At 65.6% G+C, this 13,566-nt stretch carries 12 protein-coding genes and 2 tRNA genes; 11 read left to right on the plus strand and 3 right to left on the minus strand.

All coding sequences use genetic code 11. The features are described from left to right. Positions 1-2: 2 nt before the first annotated feature. The 9 genes from recF (at position 3) to RMCN_RS08525 (ending at position 10,468) form a co-directional block, all read left to right on the plus strand. The gene (gene recF / locus RMCN_RS08490; protein ID WP_067388379.1) at positions 3-1,163 is read left to right on the plus strand and encodes a DNA replication/repair protein RecF; all 1,161 of its coding nucleotides are present in this window, start codon (positions 3-5) and stop codon (positions 1,161-1,163) included. Next, complete coding sequence (locus tag RMCN_RS08495) at positions 1,160-1,714, plus strand: DUF721 family protein (RefSeq protein WP_064415296.1); 555 nt, start codon at positions 1,160-1,162, stop codon at positions 1,712-1,714. Before recF ends, RMCN_RS08495 begins: the two co-directional genes overlap by 4 nt. Before the next feature lie 232 nt (positions 1,715-1,946). Continuing rightward, complete coding sequence (gyrB, locus tag RMCN_RS08500; RefSeq protein ID WP_067388381.1) at positions 1,947-3,983, plus strand: DNA topoisomerase (ATP-hydrolyzing) subunit B; 2,037 nt, start codon at positions 1,947-1,949, stop codon at positions 3,981-3,983. A gap of 47 nt (positions 3,984-4,030) precedes the next feature. Continuing rightward, positions 4,031-7,801 (plus strand): intein-containing DNA gyrase subunit A, encoded by a 3,771-nt coding sequence (gene gyrA / locus RMCN_RS08505; RefSeq protein ID WP_067388383.1) that lies wholly within the window; start codon positions 4,031-4,033, stop codon positions 7,799-7,801. 30 nt (positions 7,802-7,831) lie between these two features. Then, positions 7,832-8,731 (plus strand): DUF3566 domain-containing protein, encoded by a 900-nt coding sequence (locus tag RMCN_RS08510; RefSeq protein ID WP_067388385.1) that lies wholly within the window; start codon positions 7,832-7,834, stop codon positions 8,729-8,731. 119 nt (positions 8,732-8,850) lie between these two features. Continuing rightward, positions 8,851-8,924, plus strand: a tRNA-Ile gene (locus RMCN_RS08515). A 16-nt stretch (positions 8,925-8,940) separates the two neighbouring features. After that, positions 8,941-9,069 carry a hypothetical protein gene (locus RMCN_RS31840; protein ID WP_263987679.1) on the plus strand — a complete coding sequence of 43 codons (129 nt, stop codon included), beginning with the start codon at positions 8,941-8,943 and terminating at the stop codon, positions 9,067-9,069. Continuing rightward, positions 9,060-9,132: transfer RNA gene (locus RMCN_RS08520), tRNA-Ala, on the plus strand. Before RMCN_RS31840 ends, RMCN_RS08520 begins: the two co-directional genes overlap by 10 nt. 163 nt (positions 9,133-9,295) lie before the next feature. Then, the gene (locus RMCN_RS08525) at positions 9,296-10,468 is read left to right on the plus strand and encodes a Fic family protein (RefSeq protein ID WP_064415292.1); all 1,173 of its coding nucleotides are present in this window, start codon (positions 9,296-9,298) and stop codon (positions 10,466-10,468) included. A gap of 132 nt (positions 10,469-10,600) precedes the next feature. On the opposite strand, the gene cwsA is transcribed toward RMCN_RS08525, so the two are convergent. Next, on the minus strand, positions 10,601-11,041 hold the full coding sequence (gene cwsA, locus RMCN_RS08530) for a cell wall synthesis protein CwsA (RefSeq protein WP_067388387.1): 441 nt from the start codon (positions 11,039-11,041) through the stop codon (positions 10,601-10,603). Positions 11,042-11,148: 107 nt separating this feature from the next. Between cwsA and RMCN_RS08535 the strand changes: the two genes are divergently transcribed. Then, positions 11,149-11,676: a peptidylprolyl isomerase gene (locus tag RMCN_RS08535; protein WP_064401181.1), complete on the plus strand. Its 528-nt coding sequence runs from the start codon at positions 11,149-11,151 to the stop codon at positions 11,674-11,676. A gap of 102 nt (positions 11,677-11,778) precedes the next feature. Here the strand turns inward: RMCN_RS08535 and RMCN_RS08540 are convergent, their stop codons facing one another. Both RMCN_RS08540 and crgA read right to left on the minus strand, forming a co-directional pair. Further along, a complete protein-coding gene (locus RMCN_RS08540) occupies positions 11,779-12,204 on the minus strand; it encodes a PH domain-containing protein (RefSeq protein WP_064415290.1) in 426 nt (141 codons plus the stop codon). A 154-nt stretch (positions 12,205-12,358) separates the two neighbouring features. After that, a complete protein-coding gene (crgA, locus tag RMCN_RS08545) occupies positions 12,359-12,622 on the minus strand; it encodes a cell division protein CrgA (protein ID WP_064415289.1) in 264 nt (87 codons plus the stop codon). An 81-nt stretch (positions 12,623-12,703) separates the two neighbouring features. Between crgA and RMCN_RS08550 the strand changes: the two genes are divergently transcribed. Then, the gene (locus RMCN_RS08550; protein WP_409366046.1) at positions 12,704-13,489 is read left to right on the plus strand and encodes a DUF881 domain-containing protein; all 786 of its coding nucleotides are present in this window, start codon (positions 12,704-12,706) and stop codon (positions 13,487-13,489) included. Positions 13,490-13,566: the final 77 nt, after the last annotated feature.

Here is a 13,566-nt window from a genome sequence, read left to right on the forward strand (position 1 = left end):
TCGTGTACGTCCGCCGCCTGGCGTTGACCGACTTCCGATCGTGGCCGAGCGTCGAATTGGATCTCGAGCCCGGCCGGACCGTGTTCGTCGGGCCGAACGGCTTCGGTAAGACGAATATCGTTGAGGCACTCTGGTATTCGTCGACCCTCGGATCGCATCGGGTCGCCACGGACGCACCGCTGATCCGGACCGGCGCCGGACGTGCGGTGGTGTCGACCATCGTCGTCAACGAAGGCCGGGAACTGGCGGTGGATCTGGAGATCACGGCCGGGCGGGCCAACAAGGCCCGCATCAACCGCTCCCCCGTGCGCTCCGCTCGCGAGATTCTCGGCGTGCTGCGGGCCGTGCTGTTCGCCCCGGAGGACCTGGCCCTGGTGCGTGGCGATCCCGGTGAGCGGCGCCGCTTTCTCGACGAACTCGCCACCACCCGGCGCCCGCAGGTCGCCGCGATCCGCGCGGATTACGACAAGGTGCTGCGCCAGCGGACCGCGCTGCTCAAGACGGCCTCCGGTGCTCGATTCCGTGGTGATCGAAGTGTTTTCGACACCCTCGACGTGTGGGACGGCCACCTCGCCGAGACGGGGGCGAAGCTCATCGCCGCACGGGTGGATCTGGTCAATCAGCTGGCACCGGAGGTGGAGAAGGCATACCAGCTGCTGGCGCCGTCGTCGCGGCCTGCGGCGATCCGCTACCGCAGCGGCGTGGAGGTGGTCGAGGCAGAGGCGGCGGCGGGCACCGCCGATGCCGAGATGTTCGAGGCGGCCCTGCTGGATGCCTTGGCGCGCCGGCGCGATTCCGAACTGGAACGCGGGGTGTGCCTGGTGGGGCCTCACCGCGACGACCTCGAACTGCGGTTGGGCGATCAGGTCGCGAAAGGCTTTGCCAGCCATGGGGAATCATGGTCGATGGCGCTGTCGCTGCGGCTGGCTGCCTATGAACTACTCCGTGCGGAAGGGGGCGATCCGGTGTTGCTGCTCGACGATGTGTTCGCTGAGCTGGACAAGGCGCGCAGGCAGGCGCTGGCCGCGGTGGCGGCCTCGGCCGAGCAGGTCTTGGTCACCGCGGCCGTACCTGAGGACGTCCCAGCCGATTGGGACGCGCGCAGGATTGGAGTGACGATGCGCGACGAGGATCTCGGACGAATCTCGGTGGTGGAGCCATGACCTCGCCTGACGATGCAGCGGGACCGCCCGAACACCTGGCGCACCTGCGCGGGATGGATCTGGTCCGGCGCACGCTAGAGGAAGCGCGCGGTGCGGCGCGCAGCCAGGGTAAGGAGGTCGGTCGCGGCCGCGGCGCGGCGCCGCGAAAGATCGCCGGTAATGCGCGTCGGCGCTGGTCGGGTCCCGGCCCGGACTCCCGCGATCCGCAGCCGTTCGGCCCCGCCGCAAGCGAACTGGCCCGCAGCCGCGGATGGTCCGGACGCGTCGCCGAGGGCGCGGTGTTCGGCCGCTGGCCCGGCGTCGTCGGTGAGGGTATCGCCGCACACGCGACGCCGACCTCCCTCAACGAGGGTGTGTTGACCATCTCGGCGGAGTCCACGGCATGGGCCACGCAGTTGCGGATGGTGCAGGCGCAGGTGTTGGCCAAGATCGCGGACGCGGTGGGCGACGGCGTCGTCAGATCGCTGAAGATCGTCGGACCGGTCGCGCCGTCGTGGCGCAAGGGCCGCTATCACATCGCGGGCCGAGGCCCCCGCGACACGTACGGATAGCGACCGGACGGCAGTTGCCTCAAAGGCGCGAGAACGCCGCAATCCTAGTTCTCAAGCGTCTTCAGGCACCCGAGATCGAGAAATTCCACAGGCGGCCCAAATAGGTGTGCAGAAACGCCGCCTCAGAGTCGGTGCTGTCAAGCTCTGCCGGTAGGATGGAAGCAGATCCGCAGGCGGTGGTCCACCGCCGCGCCAGCCGTCCCCGGCAAGAGACCAAGGAGACCCGTCCAACGTGGCTGCCCAGAAGAAGAGTGCTCCCAAGGAGTACGGCGCCGATGCAATCACCATTCTCGAGGGTCTCGAAGCCGTCCGCAAACGTCCGGGCATGTATATCGGGTCCACCGGCGAGCGTGGTCTGCATCACCTGATCTGGGAGGTCGTCGACAACGCGATCGACGAGGCGATGGCCGGCTACGCCACCCGGGTGGACGTGAAGATCCTCGGCGACGGCAGCGTCAGCGTGACCGATGACGGCCGCGGCATCCCCGTCGAGAAGCACAAGCAGGCGGGCATCCCGACCGTCGACGTGGTCATGACCCAGCTGCACGCCGGCGGCAAGTTCGGCGGCGAGAACAGCGGGTATGCGGTGTCGGGCGGTCTGCACGGCGTCGGTGTCTCGGTGGTCAACGCCCTGTCCTCGCGGGTCGAGGTGACGATCCTGCGTGACGGTTACGAGTGGTTCCAGTACTACGACCGTTCGGTGCCCGGTGAGCTCAAGCAGGGCGGCAAGACCAAGGAGACCGGGACGACGGTGCGGTTCTGGGCCGATCCGGACATCTTCGAGACCACCGAATACGACTTCGAGACCGTGGCCCGGCGCTTGCAGGAGCAGGCGTTCCTGAACAAGGGCTTGACCATCGAGCTGACCGACGAGCGGGTGACCGCCGAAGAGGTCGTCGACGAGGTGGTCAGCGATACCGCCGAGGCGCCGAAGACCGCCGACGAGAAGGCGGCCGAGGACAAGGGTGCGCACAAGGTCAAGCACCGGGTGTTCCACTACCCCGGCGGTCTGGTGGATTTCGTCAAGCACATCAACCGCACGAAGACGGCGATCCAACAGAGCATCATCGATTTCGACGGCAAGGGTCCCGGTCATGAGGTCGAGATCGCGATGCAGTGGAACGCCGGGTATTCCGAGTCGGTGCACACCTTCGCCAACACCATCAACACCCACGAGGGCGGCACCCACGAGGAAGGTTTCCGCGCCGCGCTGACGTCGGTGGTCAACAAGTACGCCAAGGACAAGAAGCTCCTCAAGGAGAAGGACCCCAACCTCACCGGTGACGACATCCGCGAGGGGCTGGCCGCGGTGATCTCGGTGAAGGTCGCCGAACCGCAGTTCGAAGGCCAGACCAAGACGAAACTCGGCAACACCGAGGTCAAGTCGTTTGTGCAGAAGATCTGCAACGAGGAGCTGACGCACTGGTTCGACGCCAACCCCGCCGAGGCCAAGACCGTTGTCAACAAAGCGGTTTCGTCGGCGCAGGCCCGCATCGCCGCACGTAAGGCGCGTGAGTTGGTGCGCCGTAAGAGCGCCACCGACATCGGCGGTCTGCCCGGCAAGTTGGCCGACTGCCGTTCCACCGACCCACGCAAGTCCGAACTGTATGTGGTCGAGGGTGATTCGGCCGGCGGCTCGGCCAAGAGCGGGCGCGACTCGATGTTTCAGGCGATCCTGCCGTTGCGCGGCAAGATCATCAACGTCGAAAAGGCCCGCATCGACCGGGTGCTCAAGAACACCGAGGTCCAGGCCATCATCACCGCGCTGGGCACCGGCATCCACGACGAATTCGACATCTCCAAACTGCGCTACCACAAGATCGTGCTGATGGCCGATGCCGACGTCGACGGCCAGCACATCTCCACCCTGCTGCTGACGCTGTTGTTCCGGTTCATGAAGCCGCTCATCGAAAACGGCCACGTGTTTTTGGCCCAACCCCCGCTCTACAAGCTCAAGTGGCAGCGCAGCGAACCGGAGTTCGCCTACTCCGACCGCGAACGCGACGGGCTGCTCGAAGCCGGTCGCAAGGCGGGCAAGAAGATCAACACCGACGACGGTATCCAGCGCTACAAGGGTCTGGGCGAGATGGATGCCAAGGAGCTGTGGGAGACCACGATGGACCCCTCGGTGCGGGTGCTGCGCCAGGTCACCCTCGACGACGCCGCGGCCGCCGACGAACTGTTCTCCATCCTGATGGGCGAAGACGTCGAAGCCCGCCGCAGCTTCATCACCCGCAACGCCAAAGACGTTCGCTTCCTTGATGTTTAGCGGCGATGTTGCCGGCGCAAATTCAACCCGATACTAAAGGCTGATTGATGACTGATACGACGTTGCCCCCCGGCGACGAAGCAGGCGACCGCATCGAGCCGGTCGACATCCAGCAGGAGATGCAGCGCAGCTACATCGACTACGCGATGAGCGTGATCGTCGGGCGCGCGCTGCCCGAGGTGCGCGACGGGCTCAAGCCCGTGCACCGCCGTGTGCTCTACGCGATGTTCGACTCCGGTTTCCGCCCGGACCGCAGCCACGCGAAATCCGCACGCTCCGTAGCCGAGACGATGGGTAACTACCACCCGCACGGTGACGCCTCGATCTACGACACCCTCGTGCGTATGGCCCAGCCGTGGTCGCTGCGCTACCCGCTGGTCGACGGGCAGGGCAACTTCGGTTCGCCGGGCAACGACCCGCCGGCCGCCATGAGGTACTGCGTCACAGGTGATGCGCTGGTGCGCTTGCCATTCGGGCAATCCGTACGGATCCGTGATGTCGTAGCGGGCGCGCGGTCGAGCTCGGACAACGCCATTGATCTCAAGGTCCTCGACCGGCACGGGGACCCTGTGGTTGCCGACAAATTGTTCCATTCCGGCGAACATGAGACATACACCGTTCGCACCGCAGAAGGCTATGAGGTCACGGGCACTGCCAACCACCCGTTGCTATGCCTGGTTGACGTGGGTGGTGTGCCGACGCTGCTGTGGAAGCTGACCGAAGAAATTCGACCAGGCGACCACGTGGTTCTCCAGCGCACCCCGCCGACGGAGTTCGGTCCCGCGGACTGGCAGGATGCTTTCGAGGCGCTACTACTCGGAGCCTTCATCAGCGAGGGTTTCGTATCGGAAAACCGTGCTGGCTTCAACAATCTGGACCGCGAGTTCTTCAACGCCGTCCTGACTGCTTACGACACAATTGTCGGCGGCCCCCGCTACGTATCGTCGCGCACCATCGCCTCGGGCTCCCTACTCCACGAACTCGACGTACATAATTTGACGGCGCTGAAGAAGTCTCGACTCGGCGAGTTGGTTGGGCAGCGCTCAGCCGACAAGGCGGTGCCGGAATGGTTGTGGAAGGCACCGGCTGCCGTCAAGCGAGTGTTCCTGCAGGCGCTGTTCGAGGGAGACGGATCGTGTTCTGCGTTGCCGAGGAACACGATTCAGGTCTCGTATTCGACCCGCAGCGGACGTCTTGCCAAGGACATCCAGCAGATGCTGTTGGAATTCGGGGTGATCTCGCGCCGCTACGTGCACGCCACCGGGGAGCACAAGGTCGTGCTGACAAGCAGGGCCCAGGCTGAACTGTTCGCTGCGCAGATCGGATTCGGCGGAATAAAGCAGGCGAAGCTGCAGGGTCTATTGGACGCACTTCCCCAGGCGGCGGCCGGCCGGGACGGCGACTACGTGCCGGGTCTCGCCCAATTCGTTCGTAAGCACAGCGGCAGCCGCTGGGTCGACAAGGACTGGCTGAACAGACACAACATCGACCGGCTGTCTCGCTGGCAACGCGATGGTGCTGAGATTCTCGGCCGCATCGCCGATCCCGACGTCCGGGCAATCGCTCAGGAACTCACCGACGGCCGGTTCTACTACGCGCGTGTGGCATCCGTGACTGATAGCGGTGTGCAGCCGGTGTACAGCCTGAGGGTCGACACCGATGACCACTCGTTCATCACAAACGGCTTCGTCAGCCACAACACGGAGGCGCGGCTCACTCCCCTGGCGATGGAGATGCTGCGCGAAATCGACGAGGAGACAGTCGATTTCATCCCGAACTACGACGGGCGGGTGCAGGAACCCACCGTCCTGCCGAGCCGGTTCCCCAACCTGTTGGCCAACGGTTCGGGCGGTATCGCCGTCGGTATGGCCACCAACATTCCGCCGCACAACCTGCGTGAGCTGGCCGACGCGGTGTACTGGTGCCTGGAGAATTTCGAGGCCGACGAGGAGGCCACGCTGGCCGCCGTCACCGAACGCGTCAAAGGCCCGGACTTTCCCACCTCCGGCCTGATCGTCGGATCCCAGGGCATCTCCGACATGTACACCACCGGCCGCGGGTCGGTGCGCATGCGTGGTGTGGTGGAGATCGAAGAGGACAGCCGCGGCCGCACCGGCATCGTCATCACCGAGCTGCCGTATCAGGTCAACCACGACAACTTCATCACCTCGGTCGCCGAGCAGGTCCGCGACGGCAAGCTGGCCGGCATCTCCAACATCGAGGACCAGTCCAGCGACCGGGTCGGGCTGCGCATCGTCATCGAGATCAAGCGCGATGCGGTGGCCAAGGTGGTGCTCAACAACCTCTACAAGCACACCCAGCTGCAGACCAGCTTCGGGGCCAACATGCTGGCCATCGTCGACGGTGTTCCGCGCACGCTGCGCCTCGACCAGCTGATCCGCCACTACGTCAACCACCAACTCGACGTGATCGTGCGTCGCACCCGGTACCGGTTGCGCAAGGCCAACGAGCGGGCCCACATCCTGCGCGGTCTGGTCAAGGCGCTCGACGCACTCGACGAGGTGATCGCGTTGATCCGGGCGTCGGAGACCGTCGACGTGGCGCGCCAGGGCCTGATCGAGCTGCTCGACATCGACGACATCCAGGCCCAGGCGATCCTGGACATGCAGCTGCGCCGCCTGGCCGCCCTGGAACGCCAGCGCATCGTCGACGACCTGGCCAAGATCGAGGCCGAGATCGCCGACCTCGAGGACATCCTGGCCAAGCCCGAACGGCAGCGCGCGATCGTTCGCGATGAACTCAAAGAGATCGTCGACAAGTACGGCGACGACCGGCGCACCAGGATCGTGGCCGCCGACGGGGAGGTCGCCGACGAGGACCTCATCGCTCGCGAGGACGTCGTCGTCACCATCACCGAGACCGGTTACGCCAAGCGCACCAAGACCGACCTATACCGCAGCCAGAAGCGCGGTGGTAAGGGCGTGCAGGGCGCCGGGCTCAAACAGGACGACATCGTCAACCACTTCTTCGTCTGCTCGACGCACGACTGGATCCTGTTCTTCACCACCCAGGGTCGGGTCTACCGCGCCAAGGCATACGAACTGCCCGAGGCGTCGCGCACCGCGCGGGGCCAGCATGTGGCGAACCTGCTGGCGTTCCAGCCGGAAGAACGGATCGCACAGGTCATCCAGCTCAAGACCTACGAGGATGCGCCGTACCTCGTGTTGGCCACCCGCAAGGGGCTGGTGAAGAAGTCGCGGCTGGTGGACTTCGACTCCAACCGCTCCGGCGGCATCGTCGCGGTGAACCTGCGCGACGGCGACGAGCTCGTCGGCGCGGTCTTGTGTTCGGCCGACGACGACCTGCTGCTGGTCTCGGCCAAGGGGCAGTCGATCCGGTTCTCGGCAACCGATGAGGCGCTGCGGCCGATGGGTCGTGCGACCTCCGGCGTGCAGGGCATGCGATTCAACACCGACGACGAGCTGTTGTCGCTCAACGTCGTGCGACCGGATACGTATCTGCTGGTCGCCACGTCCGGCGGATACGCCAAGCGCACCGCGATCGACGAGTACCCGGTACAGGGACGCGGCGGTAAAGGGGTCCTGACGATCCAATTCGACAAGCGCCGTGGCAATCTTGTGGGAGCGTTGATCGTCGATGACGACACAGAGTTGTACGCCATCACCTCCGGTGGGGGCGTCATCCGGACGGCGGCTCGCCAGGTTCGCAAGGCCGGGCGGCAAACCAAGGGTGTTCGGTTGATGAACCTGGGTGAGGGCACGACACTGATAGCCATCGCACGCAACGCGGAGGAAGGCGACAGCACCGACGAGGTCAACACCGACCCCGGTGCCTGATCCGGGGACGGGACCAGTGAGGAGCCGTAGGTGAGTTCACCGAACGAGCCGGGACACCCCCGCGGGGGCGACGGTCCAGGCGGCGCCAACGGCTCCGCGACCAACCAGGACGCCCCCGGCGCCCGATCCGAGGTCCCGGACCGCGCCGAGGTGCCGCCATGGCAGCGGGGCCCCGCGGCGCGGACCCCGCACCCGGGCCAGCGCCCCCCGGAGCCGCCGAGGCGGGCTCCAGCACCCGGACCGCGCGGCGAGGGCCCCGGTGACGACGGCCATCCCCCCGAGCGTGCGGTCGAGGACCAGCGCGGTACTCCGAACAACTCGCCCGCGGCCGGCGCCCGGCCGAATCGGTTCATCGTCGGCGCTGGGACGCCCACCGAGGAGGTCCCGGCGCGCAGCGAGCGGCCCGAGCAACCGCGTCCCGAGGCGTACGCCAGCGAGTTACCGGACCTGTCCGGGCCGATGCCGCGCCCGGCCCAGCAGCGCAAGCCCGCCGACCGTCCGCACCCGGAGGCCGGAAGCCGGCCCGCGTCCGGGGCGCGCGTCCAGGTCGGCACCCGGCACAAGGGCCCGGTGCGGGCCAGCATGCAGATCCGCCGGATCGACCCCTGGAGCACGCTCAAGGTGTCGGCGGTGCTGTCGGTCGCGCTGTTCTTCGTGTGGATGATCGCCGTCGCGTTCCTGTACCTCGTGCTCGGCGGCATGGGCGTGTGGAGCAAGCTCAACACCAACGTCGGCGACCTGCTCACCAGCGCCGGCGGGGGTTCCGGCGGTGAATTGGTGTCCAGCGGAACCATCTTCGGCGGTGCGACGCTGATCGGGTTGGTCAACATCGTGCTGCTGACCGCGATGGCGACCATCGGCGCCTTCATCTACAACTTGACCACGGACTTGGTCGGGGGCGTGGAAGTCACGCTCGCCGACCGGGATTGATTGCTGGCTCGCCGACGGATCGATTGTCGGTTCGCCGACGGGGATTGAGGCGTAGACCGCGGTTTGGGCGCGAGCCCACGATTGCGGTAATCTCGTCGCTCGGCCATCCCGGCGGTAACGGGGCTATAGCTCAGGCGGTTAGAGCGCTTCGCTGATAACGAAGAGGTCGGAGGTTCGAGTCCTCCTAGCCCCACGGAAAGGTTCACACCATGAGACGGGTGCTGCTGATCGTCACGGCGATCGCCGCGGCAGCCACCGTCGCGGTCTGGCGCTCGCGCCACGGCATCGAGGTGTGGCACGCGGCGCCCGATGCGCCGCCTGCAAACCAGGGGCCTTAGCTCAGTTGGTAGAGCGCTACCTTTGCAAGGTAGATGTCAGGAGTTCGATTCTCCTAGGCTCCACAAGTTGAACCGCCTGAGGCGGTGGATCGAGTTTCTTCCGACGCTGTCTGCGTGCCAACACCGGCGCACACATTCGCGTGTCACTTTTCAAGGTTAAGCCGTTAACCTTGAAATTACAGACCTGGTTTTCAAGGTTGTGGCACTGCGACAGGTGGGACCTGTGATGGATGTAGAAAAGCTGCGTGCCAGCCCGATAGGACAACTCGTTCACATATCGGGCTACGACCCACGGTTCAAAGAAGATTACGACTGCGTCGCGTTCGTACCTGATCCGCTCCCCGTTGAACTACAGCTCGAGGCGGCGACGTACAACGCGGTTGTCGATGCCACTGCAGCGATGGCGCGCGCTGACCAGGCGGCGTCGCTCCTGCCGAACCCCGCATTACTCGCGCGTCCAGCCACACGTCGAGAAGCTGTCAGCACGTCGGCGCTCGAGGGCACCTACGCGGCCCTATCCGATGTTTTCGAAGCAGACTTCCTAGACGCTGACGAGATAACCGCCTCGGTGAGTGAAGTCCGCAATTACGTGACCGCCGCAGAGCGTGCCTACGAACTGGTGGCCCGAGGCCAACCCATATCAATACGCATGCTGGAAGATTTGCAGCAAGAGTTGTTGCGCGGCACGGCGAGTGATGGGCCGCACGCCGGGAGCGTACGCACAACCCAGGTGTTCATCGGCGTGGGCAATCGTCGGGTCACTTCGGCGCGGTTTGTCCCGCCGCCCGCCGACCATCGGCTCCTGGATGGGCTCGATGCTTGGCAAGCCTGGATCCGGGACGCCAGAAGTCCGATACCGACGATCATTCGTGTTGCCGCCGCGCACTACCAGTTTGAGACGTTGCACCCCTTCCACGATGGCAACGGCCGATTAGGGCGGCTGGTGATGGCGCTTCAGTTGATGGCTTCGGGAGATCTCCGCTACCCGGTCTTGAACATCTCCCCCTGGCTTGAGCAGAACAGAACCGAGTATCAGGACGGTCTGCTTCGCGTATCTCAAACCGGTGAGTGGGATCCCTGGATCTGCTTCATCTCAGCGGCCATTCACGCCGAGGCGCTCGAAGTGATCGCACGCGTCGACAAACTCCTCGCTCTTAGGGAGAGCTTTCAGATGACGTTGCAGGGTTCCAAGGGCGTCTCGCTTCGAATTGCCGACGACCTGATCGGCTATCCGATGATCACCGCCTCGCTGGCGGCGAAGTTATACGGCGTCTCGTATCAGGCGGCCAACACCGCCATCTCGAAGTTGGTTGAACGGGGGATTCTCAGGCAGCGCACAACTGGCAGATATGACCGAATCTTCCAATGTGATGAGGTTCTGGCGGCGCTCGAGTACTGACGGTGCGCACGGCCATGCAGCTTTCCCAGTGCCCTCCGTTCCGGAACTTTTAGTGCAACCCGGATTGGCCGGTCCGGTGACGGCACGCACGTGACTCAGGAGGGGCTCGTCAAACTGCAGCGGTGACAGCGCTCAGGGTTTCGGCGTCACTTCCACACTGGGCGGCAGCGGCGACGGCTCCGGCTGTGTCGACCTGCGCACGATAGAGAACGCCACCGCTCCCCCGGCCACCACGACGACACCGGCCGCTGCGAACACCAGCCGGCGCCTGCGCTGCCGGGCCTTCGCCGCACGCGCCGGGGCCGCTCCCTGCAAAACCTGGGACACGACTTCCTGCGCCGCGGCGAGCTCCTGCGCGATCGCCTCCTGCGCGGCGGCCAGATCCTCGCTCAGCTGAGCCTTGATGCGGCCGCGGCGATACCGCTCCCCCACCCACGCCGCCGACGACTGCGCGCCGTTGACCCCGAGGCCCAATGCGCCGCGCGTGACATCGACCGGCCCGACCGCCGTGTACTTCAGGCCGCGGCTCAAGCGCTGGCCGGGGGTCAACCGGGTCTCGGTCCTGGTGGTCATGGGGGTGCCTTTCTCGCGGCCGGGGGTGCGACCACAACAGCCTGCCATTTACCCGAACCCAACGGTGCCGGAAGGGCGTCGAACGCGGCGTGGCACACTGGCAACCCGTGACGAGCCCCATTCAGACAGCGACCGCGACACTGCACACCAACCGCGGCGACATCAAGATCGCACTCTTCGGAAACCATGCGCCCAAGACCGTGGCCAACTTCGTCGGCCTGGCGCAGGGCACCAAGGACTACAGCGGTGAGAACGCATCGGGAGGCACGTCCGGACCCTTCTACGACGGCGTGGTCTTTCACCGCGTCATCGACGGCTTCATGATCCAGGGCGGCGACCCGACCGGTACGGGTCGCGGCGGACCGGGTTACAAGTTCGAAGACGAATTCCACCCCGAGTTGCAGTTCGACCGGCCCTACCTGCTGGCGATGGCCAACGCCGGCCCGGGCACCAACGGGTCGCAGTTCTTCATCACGGTCACCAAGACCCCGCATCTGAATCGCAAGCACACGATCTTCGGCGAGGTTGTCGACCCCGAGTCCCAGAAGGTCGTCGACGCGATCGCGACCACTGCGACCGACCGCAGCGACCGGCCGACCGACCCGGTGGTCGTCGACTCGATCACGATCGCCTGACGCGCGACCGCCGAAGGTTTACCGCACCGAGACGACGGTTTCTGACAAAGTTCGCGCCGTACGCATCAGTAACCGCAGTCTCGGCGCCGGCAACGTAATCGCTCAGGAGGAACCCGGGCCGGCGTAGCCGGCCTGGGTCAGCGCGTCGAGCACGTGCAACGGGTCGGTGCCCAGATCCCACCGGGTGAACACGATCAGGTCCCCGCTGTTGGTGTCGATCTCAAGAAGCCGGACTTTGCGGGCCAACCGCCGGAACTCGGTGATCCGGATCAGTTTGATCTCGGTGCGCGGCAAAACCTTCGTGCCGAACCACCCGCGACTGACGAGGGCGTCATTTTTGATTGCCAGCTTCGGCCGCGCGCGCCACGAGAAGATTGCGAACACGAGCAAACTCACCCCGGCAACACCGCCGAGAAGGCGCCCCGGCGGGTCTGTGATCAGGCTCACAGCGACCGCAGCCAAGATAATTCCGCCTACGGCACACGCCGCGATGCCACCGGTAGCTGGGCTCCATTGAGTTTGCTGCACGAGTTCTACACACCCTTCCACCGGGATGTATGCGGTTATCCACAAGTGCTATCCCCAATGGGGATGAATCACATCCGTGTGATCCGGTTACCGGATGGTTGCTGGCACGGTAACGCGAAGCGACAGGGATGAATTCAATTCAAGGCAGGCTGTCTCAGCGCCACCGCATGGTGAGCAACAGCCCGGTGATCATGAAGGCAAAGGCGATCGCGTAGTTCCACGGGCCGAGCTCCGCGAGGAACGGGATGGCCGAGGACGCCAACTGGAAGACCAGCAGCCAGACCAGGCCGATCAGCATCAAGCTGACGAACAGCACGACGAACCAGGTGCTCGACGGCCCGGCTTTGACCTTGACGGGCGTCCGGCTCACCGGGTTCGTGGCGAAGTCGTTCTTCTTGCGGACCTTGGACTTGGGCATGGGTACCTTCGGGACAACTGAATGCGACGATGTACGTACGAGCCTAACCCAGGCCCGGCACTTCAGATTCAGGGAAGCCAGTTGCAGCGGTCGCATCATCGAAAGCCGACGCCCAAAACGGTCGGCCGGTGGTCGTCGGCGTGGCGGTACGGGGTGCCGGTGGTCTGTCTGCTCGCCGGCCTGTTGCTTGCCGCCACCCACGGTGTCTCCGGTGGTGACGAGATCCGCCGCAGCGACGCCCCGCGTCTTGTCGACCTGGTCCGCGAGACTCAACAGTCCGTGGACCGGCTCAGCGCAGAACGCGACGCGTTGGTGTCGTCCGTCGACAGCCATCACGGGGGCAGTCCGGGTGCGGATGCGGCCCTGACCGCGATCACCGCGCGCTCGGCGCGGTTGGCCTCCGAGGCGGGCCTGGAGCCACTGCGCGGACCCGGCCTGGTCGTCACGCTCAACGACGCGCAACGCGACGCCGAGGGCCGCTTCCCCCGCGACGCCACGCCCGACGACCTCGTGGTGCACCAGCAGGACATCGACGCCGTCCTCAACGCGTTGTGGAGCGCCGGGGCCGAGGGCATCCAGATGCAGGACCAACGCATCATCGGCACCTCCGCGCCCAGGTGCGTCGGCAACACCCTGCTGCTCAACGGGCGCACGTACAGCCCGCCCTATGTCATCACCGCGATCGGTGATGCGCGCGCGATGCAGGCCGCGTTGGCGGCCGCTCCCCTGGTCACCCTCTATCGCCAGTACGTGGTGCGGTTCGGCCTGGGCTATTCGGAAGAGCCGCGGGCGTCGGTCGAACTGGTCGGCCACAAGGAGCCGCTGCGCATGCAGTTCGCCAAGCCCGCGGGCCCGATCGGATATTGATCGCGGCCTCGCCCGGTGTGGCACGTCGCACCCGCCACGACCCGGTGGGCCGAGCGGGCACCCAGTAACCTGGGCTG

It is taken from the genome of Mycolicibacterium novocastrense (assembly GCF_001570485.1).
GTDB classification, from domain to species: Bacteria; Actinomycetota; Actinomycetes; order Mycobacteriales; family Mycobacteriaceae; genus Mycobacterium; species Mycobacterium novocastrense.

Coding starts and splice junctions, on each gene's coding strand:
- RMCN_RS08495 (WP_064415296.1), top strand. CDS start 1,160: ATGACCTCGCCTGACGATGCAGCGGGACCGCCCGAACACCTGGCGCAC.
- gyrA (WP_067388383.1), top strand. CDS start 4,031: ATGACTGATACGACGTTGCCCCCCGGCGACGAAGCAGGCGACCGCATC.
- RMCN_RS31840 (WP_263987679.1), top strand. CDS start 8,941: ATGAGACGGGTGCTGCTGATCGTCACGGCGATCGCCGCGGCAGCCACC.
- RMCN_RS08525 (WP_064415292.1), top strand. CDS start 9,296: ATGGATGTAGAAAAGCTGCGTGCCAGCCCGATAGGACAACTCGTTCAC.
- cwsA (WP_067388387.1), bottom strand. CDS start 11,041: ATGACCACCAGGACCGAGACCCGGTTGACCCCCGGCCAGCGCTTGAGC.
- crgA (WP_064415289.1), bottom strand. CDS start 12,622: ATGCCCAAGTCCAAGGTCCGCAAGAAGAACGACTTCGCCACGAACCCG.